Consider the following 22,029-nt stretch of genomic DNA (forward strand, 5'->3'; position numbering starts at 1 on the left):
CAACTCCCTTGCCGGTTGTCCCTCCAGTATAGCTCATCTCGACTCGACGGCAAAAAAAGCATCCTGCGAAAGGATGCTTTTTGCCGCCGAGAACAGGACGTTGTCTCTCTATATATTCCTATCCCTTCACCGCGCCAAGGCTTAACCCTCTAATAATATACCTCTGGAAAAAGAGAAACACCATTAACGGGGGTAATAGCGTCATGCTCAGTATCGCGAACCGTACGTTCCAATTAATCGTCGAACCCGGATAAATAATCTTCGTATAGATCGCCGCGGCAAGCGGCAGCTTATCTTCCTGCATGACCAAGCTAGACCAATAGAAGTCGTTCCAGGCCGTCGAAAATCCCAATAATACGAGAGTCATCAGAATCGGCGCGGACAGCGGAACGGCAATGCCGATAAAACAACGCCATTCGGAAGCTCCGTCCATTCTCGCCGATTCGAACAGCTCTTTGTGGATGCCGTCGAAAAAATTTTTCAGAAGAAGCAAGTAGAACGCGTTCGCGCAGGCAGGGAGCCAGAAAGCCCAATAGCTGTTTAACAGCCCCAACTCCTTGAGGTTCAAGAAGTTCGGAATCAGATAAGACGCCGATGGGATCAGCAACGTCGTCATGAAGTACAGAGTGATCCATTTCTTAGCAGGCACCCTTAAGTGCGATAGGCTGAATGCGGCGAGTCCCATGAAGATCAGCGAGAAGAACGTATTCCCAGCGAAAATCAAGATCGTATTCTTGAAGTGCAAGCCGATGTTCAGATAGGTTAACGATTCCCGATAATTCCCCCATAACCATTCGCTCGGAAAGAAAGGGGCGGGAAAAGCGAAAAATTCTTCCGTCGATTTCAGCGAATTCAAGAACGTATTGACGAACGGATACAACATCGATAGCGAGATCAGTGCAATGCACGCAACCATCGCGGCGTACACGACTTTTACGCCGAATTTGCGAAAATCGTAGCGCGACATGATCGCTCGTTCATGGGCTGCCTTCAAGCTTCGTCGCCTCCCTTGCGAAACTTGATCGTCAAGATCGAGAAGATGACCAAGACGACGAACATAAGCACTCCCATCGCGCTTGCTTTCCCGAAATTAAAGAAAGTGAATGCCTCTCTCGTCGTAAGAAGAAGATACGTTAACGTCGCGTTATCGGGTCCTCCGCCGAACATGAGCAGCTGCGATTGGAACGCTTGAGACGTTGCGATCAACTGCAGAACGGCTAGCAGCACGATCAAGTTTTTCAAGCTGGGAAGCGTCACGTACCGGATTCTGGCCCACACGCCCGCTCCGTCCAGCTCCGACGCCTCGTACAGATCCTTCGGGATGGCGGCTAGTCCGGCAATGTAGATCAACGTCGCGCTACCGAAGTTCTGCCACGTCTCCAAGATGATCAGCGAAAATACGGCATGCTCTTTGCTATAGAAATCAAAGCTAGGCAATCCCAAGAAATTCAAGAACGAATTGATAGGACCTACCGGATCGTAGAACCATTGCCACATCCCGTACAGCACGATGGCCGGAATAATGCTGGGCAGATAACCGATGACCCTGGCGGGTCCCTGAAACCATTTCAGTTCGGACACGGCTATCGCCATCGCGATCGGTACCCAGAACCCGATCAATAGAGCCAATCCCATATAAACGAGCGTATTTTGGATAGCCGTGTAGAAATCCGGATTGCTTAGAACTTCATCGTAATTTTGCCATCCGACGAAGGCATTTCCGCTAACGAAATCTACATTATAGAAGCTGTAAGACACTCCCTTAATAATCGGCATCCATAAGAAGATAAAAAAAATAACGATCTCCGGCACCAGGAAGAGCAATCCCCAGAAATACCACGGCTTGCGCCTAGGCTTTACCGGTTTTCCGATCGGAGAATCCAATTGCAGCTCCATCTTCCCACTCCCCGTCTATGGATCAGGGTCTATACGGGCTTCCGTATAGACCCTTCTCGTTTTCCCTCGTTGCTATTCGATTTTCACTTTGTCGAAGGAGCCCTTCTGAAGCTTGGCTGCCGTATCGTCGAGAATTTTCTGCAGATCCAGATCGCCTTTGCTCGTGAACACCTTCTGGATCGCGTTTGCCATCTCGCCGTAGTAGGCTTGAGTCTCATAGGTCGCTTCAGGTTTGGATTCCATCAGCTTGCTGAGCTCCGGGGAATATTGATAGACGTTGTCGTGCTTCGCTAAGATCTCTTCGTATTTCTTGCCGTATTCCGAGCTGTCGTTCCAATAGTTGATCAGTTGCGGAACATAGACTTGATTTTTCGCTTTCTGCGAAGTAATTTGCGCATCGATCGAATCCAGGTACGCATCGGTGAAATATTCATCGACGACGAAATCGAATGCGGCTTTCTGTTGTTCCTTCGTAGCCAATCCGTTGATGACCTTATAATTGCCGCCGGCCACTCCGACATGCTTGCCGCCCTTCGTCACGGAAGGAATCGGATAGAGCAGCACGTCGTCCTTGTTGATGCCGCCTTGATTGATCGCTCCGTCGAGCGCGTTGCCGCTTCCGCACATGACCATCGCTCCGCGTCCTTGGTTAAACAGCGTTAGAGCGTCTCCGTAACCCAATGCCCAGTTTTTCGGAATGACGTTCGCGTCCTTCAGATCCTTATAGAACTGTAACGCTTGGAGCCCCGCTTCGGAGTTGAAGGCCGCCGTTACTTTGCCGTCCGCGACGGTCTGAACCTCCCCTCCGGCCGAATAGAGGAAGTTCGTCCAGTTCCATCCGGCTTCGGTTCCTTTGCCCATCGGGATGAAACCCGCGATGCCCTTGGCCGGATCGTTAACGGCTTTCGCGGCTTCGATCAATTCGTCCCATGTCCAGTCGAGCGGAGGCAACGGAACCCCTTTCGCTTCGAACAGCTTCTTGTTGATCGTAATCGTCATTCCGTAAGCATCGATCGGAATGCCGTATGTTTTGCCTTCGATGACGTAGGGCGCCAACGCGAATTCGTTCAGATCTTTCGCATACGGCCAGTTGGCGAGATGATCGGTCAAATCGATGATCCATTTTTTGCTAGATAACAGTTTGCCTTCCGTCGCCCACGTCGTGAATTCCGTTTGGGCGCTGTTCGATGCCATCTTGATCGCGATTTCCGTATTTTCGTACTTCCAGTATTTCGGCGTTATCGTTACGTTCGGATTTTTGGCTTCGAACCGTTTGATCTTCGCGTCCAAGGTCGCGTTTTCCTCGGTCTTATCCGCAGGGAACGCATAAGCGACGATGCTGACCGGATCCGCGTTCGCCGGCGATGGCGACGGCTCCGCCGAGCTTCCCTCCGCGGCAGGATCGGAAGAAGTCGCCGATGGCGAAACCTCGCTCGAAGCGGACGGTTCGTTATTTCCGCTACCGCAACCTGCCAACAACAGGATCATGAGCGCCAGCGCGCTGATTAGCAAACTTTTTCTCCGTTTCATTTTTAACCTTATCCCCTCTCGACTCTTCGATTCATCTTGCATATTTATCATAAAACCCCGATATATCCCAAGTCGATGTGCGATATATCGTTTGAGAAGGGATAAATTATGATCGGCGTCCATTCGATCAACTTTTGATTTCCGATGGATTCACGCCGAAATGCTTCTTGAAGATTTTGCTGAAATGCTCCGGCGACTCATAACCGATCTCGTCGGAAATCTCGTATCTGCGCATGTCCGTCGTCAATAACAACCGTTTGGCCTCTTCCATTCGCAGCTTCGTCACGTAATCCCATAGATTCATGCCCGCGATTTTCTTAAACAAGTAGCTAAGATAATTCGGACTCAGACAGATCGACTCCGCGATTTCCTGAAGCTTCAAGCCCTTCTGACGGTAATTCCCGTCGATATATTGAATGGCGCTATGGATAAAAGAGTTGTTATCCTCGAGAATCTGTTTCGTGATAGGGATCCCTCCGGTCGAAGGAAGCTCTTCGTGCTTGCCGAAATCCCCAATGTAAAATACGTTATGGTCGCTATGCACGCCGCTCCAGCGAATCGCTTCGTTCGCTTCCTTATAGAGCGATACCCAAGCGGGAATCCCTTCCCGGACGCGGCTAATTCCGATCACGTTATGCAGATGGATAAATTTCAGCAGGTTGTTATGGAGCAATTGGGCGATCATCGTCTGCTCGTTCAGTTGGGTCGGACTAGCCATCTCATCCTCCGTAAACTGCAGAACGACCGCGAGCGTGTGGCTTCCGCTATAGAAAACGAGGCTATCCCAACGGCTTAACGTTTCTTCTACGACGTTCAGAGCGGCATACCTTAACAGGTTCCTGTCACGGAAGGAGCGAATGTCGGTTTTGAACAGCCCCGCTTTCGATAAGTTCAGTTCGATCGCGAGCATGCAATAAAAGGGTCCCTCGAACCGGCAGCCTAGGTAGGCGAACACTTCATCGACCTCTTCTTCGGCGACTCCTTCCGACACGAGCTCGTTCAAGATATGATTGCGATTCGAGGCCATATCCTCGAAGACGAACTTCTGGTGAAAGGTGGCTTCCGATATCGAACGCCGCTGCGTATCCCGTTCGGTCAGGAACGTATGTACCGCCCGCACGAGCTCTGCTGGAACGACGGGCTTGACGATGTACTCCTTCACGCCGAACCGCAACGCCTTCTGCGCGTACTCGAATTCTCCGTGCGCCGACAAAACGATAATCGGAACCATCGGGTTTTCCGTGAATATCGTCTCGATCAGTTCGATACCGCTCATCAAATCCATCTGGATGTCGGTGATGATCAGATCGATTTTCTCCAGCCGAATATAATCGAGCGCTTCGAATCCGTTATTGGCGACGAACACTTCGGCGATGCCGATTCCAGCGTTCATCAATACGGTAGCGACGCCCATGCAGATCATCGGCTCATCGTCTACCACCAGCACGTGATACATAGGATCTCCCCCTGCTCTATTCTTGCTCGCTAGAATGGTCTTCCGTAGTTGCCGGAAGGGTCATAAGCACTCTTGTTCCGCCCCCGAATCGCCGTTCGAACCTTATGCCGTATTCCTCGCCGAAATGCAGCTTGATTCTCTTATTGACGTTCAGAATGCCGAAGCCTTCCCGGGTATGGGTTCCGTTCGCAATGGCGTTGAACTTGTCGATATCCGCCGATTTATACCCGTTATCCTCGATCGCGATAAGCACCTCTTGCTCCCGGATTTCCATCGCGATCCGCAGTTGCCCTTCGCTGTCCATTTTACGGATGCCGTGAATAATAGCGTTCTCCGCCAACGGCTGAAGCACGACCTTCGGTATAAGGTACGGCTTGACGGCTTCGTCGATGTCCCAAACGATCGAGAAAACATAGTTGTTTCGCTTCAACTGCAATCTCAAATAAGCTTCGATATGGTTCAGTTCCTCCGCGATCGGAATCAACGTTTTCCCGCGGCTTAAGCCGATTCTCATCAAGAGGGAGAGATCCCGTATCATCTCCGCCGATTCCGTATTGCCCTCTATCGTCGTACGCCAGAAGATCGATTCGAGCGTGTTATAGAGCAAGTGGGGATTAATCTGGGAATGCAGAATCGTAAGCTCGGCTTCCTTATGCTTGAGCTCCAAGTCGTACTTGTCGTGTATCGTCTGGTTCAGCCGCTTGGTCATCTCTATGAAAGCGTTGTTGAGCAGGCCGATCTCGTCCCGCCGCGTCACCTTGAAATCGTTCGTAAGCGGTCTTCCCGGCTCAAATGACCGGCTTAATCTGGCTAATCTCGAGAGGGGACTAAGGATATGCCGGAAAAAATAAATGCTCGCGATCAACAGCACGCAGAAATAGACGATCATCAGGTAGTTCACGAGCTGCCTTACCGCTTCGTGCTCCCCTATGATAGAACTGATCGGGATCTTAAATAGAAGCTTCGTGTCGCTGCTGAAGCTTCTATGAACGGCATAGAGCCACGATTCGTTGCCGCCGCGATCGATAAATACGCCTTCCGAGGCGCGGAAAATTTGCTGCGGAAGCCTGAACACGGTGCCGATCCCAAGATCGGACGTGTTCGCCAGCACCTCGTTCGCTTTGTTCAACAGGACGATCTGCCCGTCCTTCGGAATCTTAAGCGACTCCAGGTCCTTCTGCAGCAGCGAGTCCAAACCCGTCATTACGATGACGCCGCTCGGCGTACCATCGTCCAGATCGTTATTCATGCTGCGAATGTACGCGGCCGTCTTGAGTCCGTTCGGGTTATTCCCCAGTTGGTTCATAATTCGAATAATGCCTGTTCCCCTCGCGTTAATCGCGTCTTGAAACCAACTTGACGAAGAAGTATCGCATGCGAAAAACACCCCGTTCTGCTTAACGTCCGAAGGAGGCGCAAAAGGATAATCGTCCGCGATGGCGGGAATGAACACCGCGAAGTTGATGGCGTTCTTGGAGTAACCGGTAAGCAGCTTATCCAGCGATAAATATTTCTGCAGGTGATCGTATTCGCTAAGTTCGGTCGTATCGAACATCATCTGCGTTTCCGGCGTGAACATGAGCTTCTCCGTCGTCCCGTCGACCGACGTAATATCCCGGTCCAACGTAAGATGGCTCGTCTTGACCAATTCGAACAACGTGTCGCCCATCTGGTCCTCGGTTATCTCGGCTACCTTAACCGACACGATCCAATAAGCGACCAAGATCGGAATCACGACAAGAATAATGATGAATACGACCAGTTTCTGAATCAAATTCATTCTCGATAGCCATCTCAACATGACTGAATCATCCGTCCTGCACTCGTATTGTAAAGCCGAACGACTTCGTCGAGCTTAAGTCGACAATAGAGTCGTTCATATAGAGCGTTCAGATGGCCTCTCCATCTATCATAGGAACCTCGAGGACCGGGGGCGATGTTCGATTTCATGAATATGCGGTGTTTTGTTACGATCGCTATCCGTTTATTGTGATTATCCCACACTTCGTCAGGCCGTCAATCCTGACGCTTACGTTATCGGCCGTTATTATCGGCATACAAAAAGAGCCATCCCCAGTCCAATGACTTCGGGATGGCTCTCCGCGCATTATTCGAATGTATTGTATTAGATCCAATCGGACCGCTCAGCTTACTGGCTGCGTCCGTTTTTTTGAATAAACGAGATTTGCCCCGAATGAATTCCGGTATGATACATTAACCTTCCGACTGCTTCCAGAGGAGACGACGCGCCGAAGGAAGACTCCACGCGTTGTTGCCAGGCTTCATCCGTAAGACTTCTCATCGCTTCGATGAGATTGTCGTTCGATGCTTCGAGCAAGGCGATTAACTCCTCTTTATTAAGAGGCGGCTCATCGTTGCCCTCTTTACCGCGGCTTAAAGCAGCCTTCGCTTCTTCCGGGATGCTTCTGCCGAAGTACCATTCCGCGAACATGAACTCGACTTCCGCGTTATGGCGAAGCAAAGACCCAATCGTAGAGGACCCCGATTGCAAATCTAAATCTTGTTCCGGCAATGCTTTGGCCGTCTTATGGAATCTTTGTTGTACGGCTTGCCAGATCGGCAATACGGTTGAGAATGACATGGCTGGATCGACTCCTCTATGCTTTATCGCTCTTCTTGTCCACGACGACATGATTAAAGAAAGTAGCGTCGATATCGAGATCGAACGCCAAACCGAAGCCGACGACGTAACGTCCGCGCAGCGGAGTGAGTTCGAACAGCGAGAAGTCCAACCCGCGCAATAAATCCATCATCGGAGCCCCGTGCGACTCGTTGAACAACGCGAAAATTTCATCGTGCCCCTCGTTGCCGATATTCTGCGACGTACAATTCCAACGAGCGCGTTCCGTCGCGAATTTGTTGTTCGTTGCCGATTCGTCCGCGATGAGCAACGCATCGACGAAATCGTTGTTTTCCATGAATCGATAGTGGTCGGCGATTTTACTAATATAGATATAAAACTTGCCTTCTTTTTTCACGAAAGGAGCATAGCTGATGAAAGGCTTACCTTCGTCGTCGATTAAGCTTAATATCATGTTTTTGCGGTTCGCGATAAACTGCAAATAGTTTTCTTTGTTTTTCTCTACGTCCACGGGTTTTTTCATGGTCTGTTCCTCCATCGGATAACTCAATATTGGGTTCCGCTATCTCGCGGTGCTTAACAAATGAATGCGGGGCTTTTTCTCCGTCGCTACATATTGAATTTCGGAATCCATCCGGTAAATCCGCCGAATCATATCCGTCGTCATCACTTCGTTCGGCTTACCGCTCATCGCTTTCTCCCCGGCCTGCACGACGATAATGTTATCGCTGTAGCTCGCCGCGTGGTTCAGGTCATGCAATACCATTAAGACGGTCATTCCCGTTTCCTGATTGAGCTCGCGTACCAGTTCAAGCACTTCGTATTGATGAGAAATATCGAGATACGTCGTCGGTTCGTCCAGCAACAGGATTTTCGGCCGTTGCGCGAGCGCCATCGCGATCCATGCGCGTTGGGATTCCCCGCCGGACATCGAGGACACGGTACGGTCCTTATGCGAGGTCAAGTGCGTCTTCTCCAACGCCCAATGAACGATGTCCATATCTTCCTGGTTCAATTTCTCGAACCACTTTTTGTGCGGATATCTGCCGTACGAGACAAGATCGATAACGGTCATATCGCTCGGAGCCTGATTCTTCTGGCTGAGCATGCACATCTTGCGGGCAACCTGCTTGGAGCTCAGCGACTTGATGTTCGTGCCTTCGAGCTCCACCTGACCGGAATGAAAGGGAACATTCCGGGAAATCCCCTTCAGCAAAGTCGATTTGCCGGAGCCGTTAGGACCGATAATCGACACGACCTCCCCTTGGTTCACGGAAAAAGAAAAATCCCGGATGACGCTCTTCTGTTCATACCGAATCGAAATCGAGTCCACCGTGAACATGTTAGAATGTCCTCCTTCTCATCAAGTACAAGAAATAAGGAGCGCCGATGACCGCCATTAGAATGCCGGCAGGGATGTCGAGCGGAGCGAACAAGGTACGCCCTCCCGTATCGGCCAACAGCAATACCAAAGCGCCGAGCGCCATGCTCATCGGGAGCATGTACTTGTAGTCGGATCCCACGATCAGCCTTGCCATATGAGGAACGACCAATCCGACGAATCCGATCATCCCTATCGCGGCTACGGAGATCGCCGACAAGAATACCGCCAATAAAGAAAGCAAAATGCGGATGCGATTTACGTTCTCGCCCAGATTCGAGGCCACTTGCTCGCCTAATCGGATAATATTCGCTTTGCGAATGGCGAAGATCGAGAAGATCCAACCGGCCATTGCGTAAGGAAATACCATAAACAAAGCTTTGTTGCCTTTGGCCGCGAGGCTTCCGTTCAGCCATTGAACGGCGCCGGGCAACCGATCGCTGTACAAGATCGTCAGGCATCCGATTACGCCTCCACAGAGAGCGTTAACCGCGACCCCCGACAAAATGATCGTGATCGGCGATATGCCGTTCCTTCTCCAAGCGAGCGCATACACGATGCTCGCCGCAACTAATCCGCCGACGAACGCGGCCAGCGGAATAAATTGAGTATATTTAGGCGCGGCTAACATAATGACCAGTACGCAAGCAGCCGCACCGCTCGTCACGCCCGTCAAACCCGGGTCCGCAAGCGGGTTACCCATTACCGCTTGCAATAAAGCTCCCGAGATCGCGATATTCGCTCCGATGATCAACGCCAACAGCACGCGGGGTAATCGAATATCCCATATGATCGTATCGTTCACGGCTTTCGACGACGTAGAGAAAACCGTTGCCAAGATGTCTTGTATCGATAGGGTCACGCTTCCCAATCCCATCGCGACGATCGCGGCTACGATTGCGAGAAGGAACGTGACAATGACAATCGTCCAGTTACGAGATATACGGATCACCTGCATGCTCCTTAGTTATTCATAGAAGTATTTTGCGATATCGCCCAGCGCTTTTTCCACATTGTTAATCGACGTTACGCCGAATGTGCTGTAATCCAAAATTCGGATTTTATCGTTTTTGTAAGCCGTCAATTTGGTCCAAGCATCGTTCTTCTCGACTTCCTTCTGGAATTTGTCCTCCGAAGCGCCGTGGTCTCCGGATGCCAGAACGAGAATAACGTCCGGATCTGCCGCAACTACGCTTTCCATATTAATCGGCGAGTACGTATCCGTTACCTTCAGCACGGATGTCGCGATATTGTCCGCGCCAAGCTTCTTCACGAGGCTGCCCAGATAAGAACGCTCGCTCATGACCATGAACGACTCCGCCGTCCCGATCATTAGCATGACGCTAGGCAACGTTTTGCCTTCGGCTTGTTTGGCCAGTTCATTTTCCTTGTTCAGGATTTTGGTCAGCACCGCGTTCATCTCGCCGGTCTTCTTGAAATATGTACCGAGAGCCTTGAAGCTCAATTTTAAGTCGTCGAACGATTCCGTCTTCAGATAGGCTTTCTCGATTGCAATGCCTTCCAAGCTTTTATCCAACGTGCTACGAAGCGATTCCGCGCCAAGAAGCAATTCCGGCTCAAGCTTCGTTACGACTTCCAGATCCGGCTGCATAGGAGAACCGATTCTAGGAACGGCATCGAAATCGGCAGGAATCGGATTGGTCGAAGTCGGAACTCCGATCGGCGTAATGCCTAACACGTGAAGCATCTCCGTAAGGGGCACGGAAGTCGTTACGATCTTAGTCGGGACCGTCGCCGGGAATTGGCTTAGCGCCTCGTCCAAAGCCGCTTGATCGACGCCATCGTTCTCTAGGCTGTATTCCGTTCCGGCAGGCTCGCTCGAACCCGTCTCTGCCGCTTCGCTGTTCGACGGACTTTCCGTATTCGCGGACGGGCTAGCCCCGTTATCTTTAGCGTTATTAGACGAACATGCGGATACGACCGTAACCATTGCGATTAAAGTAAGCAATAAAAACTTTTTCAAAATAAATCCCCCCGAGGTTTGCATCAAATGAATGATCTCTTTTTTGATAATGATTATCAATTGCTTAATAATGATAATCGTTATCATTAACTAAAGTCAATGTATCTTTCTTCCATAACTCCATTTCGAACAAAAAAACCGAGCAACTTGCACCCGGTCTTCACTCTTCTCACAATTATTTCGTGAAATATGCCCCATTAAGCTAACTGATGCCATTTGGCCCACATTTCCGATGGATTCATCCAAATAAAGCGCCAAGGTTTTGTTGACGGTTACAACGTGTTCCGGATTTGCTTATACAAATTCAATGCCATATGAACGAAGCCCTCGTCGATAGGATGAGTGCCGTCCGCAAATAGTCTGCCGTAATTAGCAACTAGGCTTTCCCCGTCTATTACATGTATTTCGGGGAACCCGGCGCATATCTCTTTGATCATCTGCACAAGCTCATCGAACGTACCGAGCGGTTTCTGTTCATTCCTGATGCTGCGCCATATCGGAGTTATGACATATATGCGGGCATAAGCGTACTGCTGGCAGACGGTATCGATGTATCCAGCACATTTGTCGCGGAACCGTGCTATCGTTTCATGCAGGACCCAATCGTTCGTTCCATACGCAACCGTGACAATTTGCGGCTTGTAAGGCATATTCTCGTCCAAGCTGTCAGCGTTGAATATGTACCCGCCAACGCCTTGATTGAGCAGTGGCATATCGAGAGATCGAGCTAGCAAAGTCGCATATGTGCTGGACGGGTGCTTAGCGTCCATTCCTTGCGAGATGGAGTCGCCTAGGCACAATAAACCGCTATAAGTCTGACCAACAGGCTCGCAAACAGCGTTAGGCGAAAGCTCGAAAGAGCGGAATATGATTTCCGCGCAATGAGGAAGGTATATACAAATATGTCTTACCTCACCCACGCTACTGCTTGTTTCATAACAAAATGATCCTGCTTGTCCTTCCGGGTTGTCTTCCCCGATATCCGCCACCCATCTGCCATCGACCCAAATATCGAAATAGATGAAATTACGAACTGAGCTCTTTCGGATAAAATCAAACCTAATATATTCGCTATCCGTCCGCAACTCCAACCGGCATCCTGCCAGACAGCGGCTTCGGATACTAAGACCTTCATTGGGAGCGTATACGTTTAGCTGCCGTTCCGTGAATCGAACCGGGGCTACACCTTCCTCCGTTTCGGTCACGTCCAAGCAACCGGTAAAAAGAGATTTAAGCAGTTGCACATTGCCGGACATTCTTAATCCTCCTCATTTATCGGTTCACCCCGAATCCAGTCCTCCTAACTTCCGAGATCCTTGGTGTATTGGACATCCCCTTTTGGCACAGGGACATCCGATCTTGTCAGCCAGCAGGGCTGTTGCGCTGCCAAGCGCACACCAAGGAGCGTTCGGTTTTCCCGAACCCCCCTTGGTTGCTTAATTCTCTTCAGAGCGCGATCGACGCGCCGGATAACCGAATTTCGTCCAAATAGAGCGTTCCGTTTCCGACATATCCCGGAGAGGCGGCATTCACGAAAATCGAGAATTTCTCGATTTTCTGCAAATTAGACGCATCGAGCACCGCGTTCTGATTGGCCTCGTATGGAGCCGGTCGAAATGCGCTGAACGGAATCTCCAACAAATCCTCGCCCGTTCCCGCCAATGACGGATAATATTCGAACGATATGCCCTGTGCCTTGATTTGCACGACCATCTTCTGTCCCGACCCGTCGGGCTTGTACCAGAAATTCAACTTGTCGTAGGCACGCCAATCGGAATTCCCCATCAGCTTCTGGATTCCCGAATAGCCATTGGTCGCAAGCCGATAGTCGAATTTCATGGCGTACTGCCCGTTATGCTTAGGAGCCTGCGCGAGCGAAATCTTATTGGTATCGCCTACGCTCGTAAATACTTCCCTAAGTGCATTATTGTCATCGTCATACGTTTCGAAATCATCGATTATACTCGGATCGACGATCGTGCCTTCATTAGCCGCGACAATAAACTGAACATTATCCATATAGATCGGACCGATATAGTTCAATTTGCCGAACACAAGCGCGATAACCAAATCCGTCGCCGTTTTTTTATCTTCGCCGGTCAAGTCGATGCTGACGGAATGCTTCGCGAATTCGGAGCCGTTCCGGAGCACTCTAGGTAGATCCGCCAGCCTCGCCTGTGGGTTCGTTTTGCCGTACTTTACTTGCGTATTCGGGAACAAATAAAGATTCGGCAGCAACTTGACTTCCGCCTGATTCAAAGTCGTCGGCAACGAAGCCGTCGGAATAAGAACGTCGAACTTGATCTTGTCTATGTTCGCGAGCGGAACCGCATTCTGAATTTGATTGATCTTCACCTTAAGTTCTTGCCACGTCTGGCTCGCGTTAGAGCCGCTTATGTCGGCGTTAATCCGAAGCGCCTCCAGCGCGGAGTCATGCTCCAAGGCCGGTGTTCCGTTAGCCGCGTTGTAGGTGCCTCCGTTCGAAAATTGGAGCGCTTCGTTCGCATCGCCGAAAGCAAATTGTTGCTGGATCGTATCCATCCGCACGGCGACCTGCGCTTGCTCGTTAATTATCGTCGAACCGAAAGCGACTTGCGCTTGAATATCCACTGTTTGACCGTTCAACTCCGGCCCCGGAGTCCAAGCTGCTTCATAATATCCGGTGCCCGGATTCCACTGCATCTGTTGCGGTTGTCCTCCCGCTATCGAGTAGACGACGCTCGTGACCGTATCTCCGTAGGCGCCAGCTCGAATCGTGATCGGTCCTTTCACGATTTGGTTTCGAACGGGAGTCGCTAGATAGGCATAAGGCGAATCGTTCGAATCGATCTGAACCTGAAGATCGTAGACGCCGCTCAACCGATCTCCGAACGCCGTGTAATCGTCGTTATAGAACGTAATGAAATCCTCCAGCATCTCGCTGTTGCCGAATACCGGATGATTGCGGTAAGGTACCCAGAAGGAATTAGCCGAACTATTCGTCCAAGTCAATATATACGCCAGTTTTCTGGCGACCGGATCGGCCTTCAGATCCTCCATCAGTTCCGTCCACCAGTTCAAATTCGGATTGCCGCTCACCGTGTGCCCATTGCGGACGCCCGCCTCCGCAAGCGCCGCGATCTTTCCTTTGGATTCCGCCAGTTGGACGAGCATAGCCGCATCCTCCACGAGCTGGTCTCTGAAAATCTGATTGTAGCTGCCGTCGTAGATATCGAAACCCAGAATATCGACGTATTCATCGCCGGGATATCGATACAGATATTGCTCACTGTCTCCGCTGAAGAATCCGTTGGGCGAAAACTCGTACAAGAAATTTCGGACGCCTTTCACATCTCTCAAGTACTCGACCGTAAAACGATAAAGTGCGATGTATTCGTCGCCTTTGGCATACGGAGCCCCCCACCAAAACCAGTTTCCGTTATGCTCATGGAAAGGTCGGAAGATGACCGGGATCAACGTATCCTCTGAATCTTTCAGATTGTTTGCGAAATCGGCGATCTTGTCCAGATAGTCTAGGTATTGCTGATGATGGCTTGCACCGGGCAAAATATTCTCGACAACCCTAACGGTATCGTAGAAATTGCCTCCGCTCACGAAGTTCGGCATATGGGCGCTTAAAGTAACGATACCGCCTCTTTCATAGGCCAGTCTCATCGCGGTGCGCAAAGCCTCGGGCGAATACGGAGGCTCGCTCCCATCAAGCGCGTTCGTATCCCATCCGTAAACGGCCGGGAAGGCTCCGACGGATTGGTAAACGTCGGATTGCGTTCCATTGTTCTGAGTGATCGTCGCGCCTCTGGTCGTTGAATTCTGGTGGCCGAATAAGAGATAATTACCGCTCACGTTTTTCAGATAGGAGAACAACGATCTTGACTCCGCTGTGGCATCGCGATCTACGAGCTTGATCGGGCTCGTGTCGAAGTTCAAAGTACTGATCTGCGTTTGGTTATTATCCGGCAATACCCCCGGTTCTTCTCCTGAACCGCCATTGAAGGGCGCGTTGCTTACTTTAACGTTATCGATATAGATCGGTCCGGTATAGACGATTCCATCGGATAAGAAATTAAGGTTTAATTGAGTACCCGCCTCGTGGCCGCCGATCAATCTGCTAATTACGTGAAGAACGCCGTATTCTTTGCCGCCTTCGTTCACCCTCTGAAGATCACTAACGGAGGATACGCTTTCATTTTGGCCGAATTTGACCCAACCCGGGTCTACCGCGATATACGGCTTTATTTTTTTGTCCCCGTACAGCTCTAAATCAATCAAGGACATATCCATGTAGACGTCGAAAGTTACCGTCGTCGCTTGCCCGATCGATGGAAGAGCGCGAACCAGCTTGAGTTCTTGCCAATTCGTTGATGTACCTATCACTGCATTGATTCGCATTGCTCCTCCGCCGATCGCCGTAGAATGCTCGATACCGGGGGTGCCGAAAGAAGCTTGATAACTGCTGCGAACCTGCCATCCCTCCAAATCCTGATCGAAGTTAAAAGTCGCCAAGTCGTAGTTAGGCTCGGTTTCGGATTGCAGGTTTATTGCCGATGCGGAAGCTGAAGCGTTAACACAAATCGATAAAAATACTGTAAGCGCTAACAAAAATGAATACGTTTTTCTCATTTTAGATAACTCCCCTTCTTTATCCACCCTTTTAAATACCTAACCTTTTTCGATATTCCATCGGACTAAATTCGCAATACTTCTTGTACACCTTGGCGAAGTGAATATAGTCTTCATAGCCTACCTGATGAGCGACCTCGTAGGTTTTGAGCGAAGTGTCTTGAAGCAATCGTTTGGCCTCTTCCATACGCAAGTAGACCGCGTATTGACCCATGGTCATACCGGTCTCTTGCTTGAACAAATCCGACATATAATTTCGACTGAGCATGACCGAAGAGGCAAGAAGCTGATAGTCGATTTTCTCCATATAGTGCTTCCGCAGCAATTGCTTGATCTGCTCGACCACTTTCCGGTTAGGCTGCGTCAACGCCTCGGTTACGCGATCCAGAAACTTCTCGGCTCCTTCCTCCAGACGCCGAACCGCGCATACGCGATAATAATATCTCACCTTGTCCGCGGACAGGACGGATTCTCCAATGGCATAATCCTTTCCTTCGAATAAGGTGATCTCCAGATTTTCCAGCTTCATCTCCTCGGCCAATAAGTTCAGCCAAGCCATGGCGAGCCCATTCAGCAAGTAGTACTTGCCTTCCGTCCACTTCGTCAGAATATCGAGCATATCCACGATCAATAACGGGATGTTCTCCCGCCGAGCCAGCTTCAACTCGTTCATCCATCTCGCCAAAATGTCTCTATGACTGGGCAAATACTTCAACAACAGCTTGTACGCTTCGTTGTATCGGGCATCTTGCAGCTTGGCGGACGATTTGGCCAGCGTCGAATAAAGCAGATCGCGATCGACCGGTTTTAGAATATAATCGATGGCTTCCAGTTGAATGCTTTCCTTCGCATAAGCAAACTCGTCGTAACTCGAAACCATGATGCATACCATCCACGGATACTTTGCGCGGATTTGCCGCAGCAATTCGATCCCGTCCATGACCGGCATTCGAACATCCGTAATGCATATATCCGCATAGTTCTGCTCCAGCCACTCCAAAGCAAGCATTCCGTTGGCGGCCGTTCCCGCTAGCCAGTAATGATCCCCCGATTCCTCCACTTGTTTGCTTAAGCTATTGCGAATTAATGGCGAATTGTCGACTATGAGCACCCGATTCATATCGCTGTCACCTCCCGTACGATCGTCTTATCGTCAATGGCAGTCGGAAAAGTCAAAGTCACTCGCGCGCCTCTGGTCGGCGATTGTGCGACGTCCAAACCCGCGTACTCATGAGCATAGGTCATTTTTAATCGGTAATGCACATTGGTCAGACCCAACGACTTTTGCCTCTTGTAGTTGTCCGCGTTCGACACTTCGGACAGTCGATCTTGAATATCGTTCAGCTGATCCTGCGTAAAAGTCCTACCATTATCTTCGATGATGATGCGAATGAAACGATCCTCCATTCTCGCTGCCGTTACGACGACATGCAAGGGATTTCCGGTCGTCTCCAAGACGTGTTTAACGGAGTTCTCAACGATGGGTTGCAGGATCGCTTTCAGACACGGGACATCCTTTACGTCCTCGGAAACATGGAATTCCCAAGCGAGGTCGTCTTGATATAACGCTTCCATAATCCTCAAGTAGTCGGACAGATGATCGAGTTCCTCTTGAATCGTGACGATAGAATGTTGATGGCTCGACGTATAACGGAGCATATTGGCTAAAGACAATGTCGTGGCGCTGATCTCTTTATGATCCGACAACGTCGCCATGGAATTGATCGACTCAAGCGCATTGTACAGGAAGTGTGAATTGATCTGCGACTGAAGAATCGACAGCACCGCTTCTTGTTGATGAACTCTGCTCTCCGTCAGCTGTTCGATCGAGGACTTCAACCGGTCGAGCAGCTTATTGTACGCTCTGCCCAAATCGGTCACCTCGTCGTCGCCTTCGAGCTTAACTCTCGCTTGGAAATGGCCAAGTTGAGTCTGCGCCATGACTCGTCTTAAGCTTAGAATCCGATTCGTGATGGAAGAGGAGAGGACAATGCCTAACAGGCTGACGAAGATCAAGCTGGACGTCACGATGAGAATCGTCAAATCCCTTGTCCGATACACGCCTTCCGCGATTTCGTCATAAGGGACGGTAGCTACGCTCTTCCAGTTCGTATAAGGGATCGTCTCGAAAATAACCATTTCGTTGGAGTCCTTATCCATCCACGCGCCGGAAGAGGATTTCATCATCTTATCCATCCATTTTCGGCTTAGCAGGGTCATTACTTTATCATCGTTAGGGTGGGCCATAATCATCCCGGCTTCGTTCGTAATAAATCCGACTCCGGTTTCGCCAAGCTGAATCTCGTTCAGAATAGCGAGCGTAGGCTCAAGAGAAATATCGATTTTGATATATCCGCTAGAAGTTCCGTATCTCAGCTTCTTGACGAGCGAAATGACTTGCATCTCCATACTCTTGCTATCGTTGCTCAGATAATCGCTAGACTTACGGATATAAGCGGTTAGCTGCTTCTTAAAGGGAACCTCTAGCAATTCGGAATCGTTCCTTGCCGTATATCCGCTTCTTAGCCCGGGCGAACGGGAGTAATGCATCTCGTTTCCGTTCTCGTTGAGGAAGGTCATCGACAAGATTTCCGGGTGGCTGGCGATTAAAGGCTTAATATACTTCTCTTCCACCCTGCGGAATCTTAGAACGACTTCGGCCGTTTTGCCTTGCTCCGCTTGCAGCCAATTGGAAAATTCGCTGCTGGAACCGAGCAAGAACACGCCCTGTTCATATTCGCGGAAGTATCGATCGATATTCAGATTCACCTGAGTCAGAACCTGGCTGCTGAATCGTTCGACGTCTTTCATCATATTTTTGGAGGTCTGGGTATAGCTTAGCCAACCGATCGGAATCGTCGCGAGCGAAATGACCATGATCAAGATTAAAATGAATTTCCATTTGATGGACTTGAGTTTCGTTCTCATGATGTTCTCTCCCCACTGCTTGGAAATACCTCTAAACAGTATGTGGGCAAGATAGCCAGTTGTCTATCCCTTGACCGAGCCCAGCAGAGCTCCCTTAATAAAATGTCTTTGCAAAAAGGGGTAAACGATCGCGATAGGAATCGTTGCCGTTACGACCGTTGCCATCTGCAAGCCTTGCGGAGAAATGTTCACGAGATCCATCCCACCCGAGCCCGCCATCGCATCGTTCGTATTATTTTGGGCGATTAGAGAATAGAGGTAGAGCTGCAGCGTGCGCAAGTCCATATCGGTCACGTAGAGCAACGGCATGTAGTAATTATTCCAGTGCCCCACGGCGTAGAACAGCAGTAAGGTCACCATGATCGGCATCGATAACGGTACCGCGATCCTCCATACCATCCCGTACTCCGACAGACCGTCGACTTTGGCCGAATCGAACAATTCGGACGGCAAGTTGCGGAAGAACGTGATGCACAGAATAAGATTAAACGCCGAAATTCCAGTCGGAATGATGAGCGACCAGATGGTGTTCATCATACCAAGCGACTTCACGACCAGATAGGTCGGAATGATCGGCGCGTTAAAGATCATCGTAAACAGGATGAACAGCATAATAATTTTGCGTCCCCTAAGATCAGGTTTGGATAAGGGATACGCGCTGACGCTCGTCAAAGCCAAATTGATGGTCGTTCCTATCAGCACGACAATGACGGTTATCTTTAACGAATTCCAGAATAAAGGATTTTGCAATACCATTTCGTAGTTCTTAAAGTTAAGTTCCACCGGCCATATCTTCACCATGGAATGCGTCAGCGCATAGGAAGAGCTGAGCGATCCGGCAAGGACGTGCAACAAAGGAATCAAGATACAGGCGCTTAACAAAAGTAATATCGTAACGTTCAATCCATCGAATAGCTTCTCTCCGAACGTTCTCTTCACAAGCTCAACTCCTAGTATAATCCTTCTCCCGTCAGCCATTTGCTCATTCGGTTGGCGACGACAAGCAAGGAAAATCCAATGATCGATTTAAAGAATCCGATAGCCGTCGTCAGACTGTATTGACCGTTCTTGATACCGATTCTATAGGTGTACGTGTCCAGCACGTCCGCAACGCTGAAGTTGGCGGGAGTCAGGAAAATATAAATCTGTTCGAATCCGAGATCGAGAAGATGTCCGATCTTCAGGAGCAGCAAGATCACGACAGCAGCCAAAACGCCTGGAAACGTGACGTGCAAGAATTGCTTCCAACGGCTAGCTCCGTCGATTCGAGCCGCCTCGTACAGCGAAGGATTGATGCCCGCGATCGCTGCCAGGAAGATGATCGAGCTCCAGCCCATCTCCTTCCAAACCCCTGAACCGACGATGATCGAACGAATGTATTCGTTATTTTGAAGGAAATGAATCTTCTCGAAGCCCATATCCGCAATCAAGCCATTAATCATGCCCGTCTGCGGCGACAGCAGCATGTAGACGAATCCGAAGATAATGGTCCACGATAGAAAATGAGGCAAATAAACGATCGTTTGAATGGTGCGCTTGAAGCCTGACGAGCGAATTTCGTTCAACAAGACAGCTAGTATAATCGGTGCAGGGAACGAAAATATCAATTGGTAGAAGCTAATCAACAACGTGTTGCCGATCAAGCGAGTAAATTGCGGATAGCTGAACAGCTGTTCGAACCACTTAAACCCTACCCATTCGCTCTTCAAAATCCCTTCAAAGATTTTATAGTCTTGAAAAGCGATGATGCTCCCCATGATCGGAACGTACTTGAAGACGATGAAGAACAGGATACATGGAATGAGCATGACGTATAGAGGATGGTTTCTGGAAACGTAACGCGTGAACGATTCCCGTCGGAATTTACCGGCTTTAAGAGTTACATGGGGTGTTGCCACTTTGCTCCTCCTTGCCCTGGTGTAAGTTGCGAGGGAATTGCCTGTCATCCGCCGGCAATTCCCCCGTTAACGATTTACTTCTTATTGTTGTTGTACCATTCCGTCATCTGGGCAATCACGTCGTTGCCGCCTTGCTTGCGCCATTGAGCCGCGAATTCATCGAAATAATCCAATGGCTTGTCTCCAAGAATGATCAAAGTCGCCGCTTCGAGCCACAGCGAGCCCGATGGCTTCAAATCCGGATTGTCGCTATAAGCTTTCGGCTCAGGCATCGCTTCGACCCTATTCGCCAATCCTTCATTCATCGCGACGTCGATACCTTGCTTCATCGCGTTAAAACCCGCTTCGTCGTTCTTGACGCGCTCGACCTTCTCGCTGAAGCCATAGATTCCGAACGGCGCAACGCGCCAGTTCCAGCCCTTCGCCTCGTCGGCTTCGCGATCGTATCTATAGCCTTCGCCTTCCTTGAAGTAAGTTTGGCCTTCCAAGCCCAAGCCTGCCCACATTTGTCCTTCGTCCGAAATCAACCAATCGTACATTTTGATAATTTCTTCCGGATGTTTCGCGTTATCGAACAGAACGTAAGTCTTGTTTACCGAAGTTTCCTTAACGCCCACAGGTCCGTCGTATCCTACGCCTTGAGGAGTTGGGATCGCGATGATTTCGGTTTTCTTGTCCGGCAGGAATTCAAGATGCTGCAATCTCCAGTGGTAACCGTTCGACGAGTTGTGTACCCATGCGCCGACCAAATCCGAGTTGATCTTCTGCGTCCAAATTTGGCTGGAGTTCGTAAGGAACTCGATATCGAGAAGCTTCTCGTCGTACATCGTTTTCATAAGGCCCAGCGCATTTTTCATATTCGGATGAATCATGCCCGGAATCAATTCGTCGTTAACCAGCATCGGAGAATCCGGATTCACTCCGAACATTCCGAAAATATTTTCTGCCCAGCTTAAGTTCTCGCGCATGGAGAATGGAATCTCGTCCTTCTTGCCGTTTCCGTTCGGATCGCCGTCGCGGAAGGCGCGCAGCATATCCAGAAACTCGTCCGACGTTCTAGGAACTTCCAGCTTCAGCTTGTCCATCCAGTCCTTGCGAACGAACATAATCTTGTTGGAATCTACTGCCGTCGGCTGCGGGATTCCCATGATCTTGCCATTCACCGTAACGGCATCCCATGCGGTTTGCGGAATTCGCTCGAGCAGGTTTTTGCCGTATTGTTGAAGCAGATCGTTCAGCACAAGCGCTCTGCCGCTCGCGACCGTTTCATCGGCTGCGATTCCCCAAGTTTGATACCAATCCGGCGTATCCCCGCTCGCGAATTTCAGCTTAAGTTGATCCGCGTAACCCGAATGCGTAATTGGTACAGGGTTGATGTCGATGTTCAATTTGTCGGACATATATTTGATTACTTCGAGTTCGTTCAACTTGCCCGTGGGCATCGGTAAATTATGATCCGAGAAAAACACGGTCAATTTAGGCTTCTCTGTAGGCGCCGCCGAGCTTGTTTCCGTGCTTTGCGGCGTCTGTGAAGACGTCGGCGCTGGCGTAGATGCCTGCTCTTCGTTCGAGTTGTTATTGCCCCCGCAAGCCGTTAAGAAAAGCAACATCATCGAAAGCGCTAGCAGTAATGCGATCTTAAGTCCGTTCTTCAATGGAATGCCTCCTGCTTGTCTATGAATTTGTGTACATCTCCATCTTAATGACTGGATAGCTTCAAGAACAGATGGTTCG

The 22,029-nt window shown here is 49.9% G+C and carries 17 protein-coding genes; all 17 read right to left on the reverse strand.

All coding sequences use genetic code 11. The annotated features are described in order from the left end of the window. Positions 1-118 precede the first annotated feature (118 nt). The 17 genes from HH215_RS15850 to HH215_RS15930 all read right to left on the reverse strand — a co-directional run bounded on the left by HH215_RS15850 (position 119) and on the right by HH215_RS15930 (position 21,950). Positions 119-994, reverse strand: a complete 876-nt coding sequence (locus HH215_RS15850) for a carbohydrate ABC transporter permease (RefSeq protein ID WP_310735600.1) — start codon at positions 992-994, stop codon at positions 119-121. After that, positions 991-1,896 (reverse strand): carbohydrate ABC transporter permease, encoded by a 906-nt coding sequence (locus tag HH215_RS15855; RefSeq protein WP_169280787.1) that lies wholly within the window; start codon positions 1,894-1,896, stop codon positions 991-993. Before HH215_RS15855 ends, HH215_RS15850 begins: the two co-directional genes overlap by 4 nt. 72 nt (positions 1,897-1,968) lie before the next feature. Further along, positions 1,969-3,426 carry an ABC transporter substrate-binding protein gene (locus HH215_RS15860; RefSeq protein ID WP_169280788.1) on the reverse strand — a complete coding sequence of 486 codons (1,458 nt, stop codon included), beginning with the start codon at positions 3,424-3,426 and terminating at the stop codon, positions 1,969-1,971. Between the two features lie 127 nt (positions 3,427-3,553). Then, positions 3,554-4,882: a response regulator gene (locus HH215_RS15865; RefSeq protein ID WP_169280789.1), complete on the reverse strand. Its 1,329-nt coding sequence runs from the start codon at positions 4,880-4,882 to the stop codon at positions 3,554-3,556. Positions 4,883-4,898: 16 nt separating this feature from the next. Further along, complete coding sequence (locus tag HH215_RS15870) at positions 4,899-6,683, reverse strand: sensor histidine kinase (RefSeq protein ID WP_169280790.1); 1,785 nt, start codon at positions 6,681-6,683, stop codon at positions 4,899-4,901. 348 nt (positions 6,684-7,031) lie between these two features. After that, complete coding sequence (locus tag HH215_RS15875; RefSeq protein WP_169280791.1) at positions 7,032-7,484, reverse strand: DinB family protein; 453 nt, start codon at positions 7,482-7,484, stop codon at positions 7,032-7,034. Between the two features lie 16 nt (positions 7,485-7,500). After that, positions 7,501-8,007 (reverse strand): HugZ family pyridoxamine 5'-phosphate oxidase, encoded by a 507-nt coding sequence (locus tag HH215_RS15880; RefSeq protein ID WP_169280792.1) that lies wholly within the window; start codon positions 8,005-8,007, stop codon positions 7,501-7,503. Positions 8,008-8,046: 39 nt separating this feature from the next. Beyond that, complete coding sequence (locus HH215_RS15885; protein ID WP_169280793.1) at positions 8,047-8,826, reverse strand: ABC transporter ATP-binding protein; 780 nt, start codon at positions 8,824-8,826, stop codon at positions 8,047-8,049. Position 8,827: 1 nt separating this feature from the next. Further along, positions 8,828-9,817 (reverse strand): FecCD family ABC transporter permease, encoded by a 990-nt coding sequence (locus HH215_RS15890; RefSeq protein WP_375140506.1) that lies wholly within the window; start codon positions 9,815-9,817, stop codon positions 8,828-8,830. Between the two features lie 15 nt (positions 9,818-9,832). Continuing rightward, a complete protein-coding gene (locus HH215_RS15895) occupies positions 9,833-10,849 on the reverse strand; it encodes an ABC transporter substrate-binding protein (RefSeq protein WP_169280795.1) in 1,017 nt (338 codons plus the stop codon). Between the two features lie 272 nt (positions 10,850-11,121). After that, complete coding sequence (locus HH215_RS15900) at positions 11,122-12,105, reverse strand: SGNH/GDSL hydrolase family protein (RefSeq protein ID WP_169280796.1); 984 nt, start codon at positions 12,103-12,105, stop codon at positions 11,122-11,124. Between the two features lie 190 nt (positions 12,106-12,295). Beyond that, positions 12,296-15,469 carry a glycosyl hydrolase gene (locus HH215_RS15905; RefSeq protein ID WP_169280797.1) on the reverse strand — a complete coding sequence of 1,058 codons (3,174 nt, stop codon included), beginning with the start codon at positions 15,467-15,469 and terminating at the stop codon, positions 12,296-12,298. Between the two features lie 31 nt (positions 15,470-15,500). After that, positions 15,501-16,589 (reverse strand): response regulator transcription factor, encoded by a 1,089-nt coding sequence (locus HH215_RS15910; RefSeq protein WP_169280798.1) that lies wholly within the window; start codon positions 16,587-16,589, stop codon positions 15,501-15,503. Beyond that, complete coding sequence (locus HH215_RS15915) at positions 16,586-18,397, reverse strand: sensor histidine kinase (protein WP_169280799.1); 1,812 nt, start codon at positions 18,395-18,397, stop codon at positions 16,586-16,588. The genes HH215_RS15910 and HH215_RS15915 overlap by 4 nt, the downstream gene beginning before the upstream one ends. Before the next feature lie 63 nt (positions 18,398-18,460). Next, a complete protein-coding gene (locus tag HH215_RS15920) occupies positions 18,461-19,336 on the reverse strand; it encodes a carbohydrate ABC transporter permease (RefSeq protein WP_254450502.1) in 876 nt (291 codons plus the stop codon). 11 nt (positions 19,337-19,347) lie between these two features. Beyond that, positions 19,348-20,295 carry an ABC transporter permease gene (locus HH215_RS15925; RefSeq protein ID WP_254450503.1) on the reverse strand — a complete coding sequence of 316 codons (948 nt, stop codon included), beginning with the start codon at positions 20,293-20,295 and terminating at the stop codon, positions 19,348-19,350. Positions 20,296-20,369: 74 nt separating this feature from the next. Continuing rightward, positions 20,370-21,950, reverse strand: a complete 1,581-nt coding sequence (locus tag HH215_RS15930) for an extracellular solute-binding protein (protein WP_169280802.1) — start codon at positions 21,948-21,950, stop codon at positions 20,370-20,372. Between the last annotated feature and the right edge of the window lie 79 nt (positions 21,951-22,029).

The sequence above is a fragment of the Cohnella herbarum genome (assembly GCF_012849095.1).
GTDB classification, from domain to species: Bacteria; Bacillota; Bacilli; order Paenibacillales; family Paenibacillaceae; genus Cohnella; species Cohnella herbarum.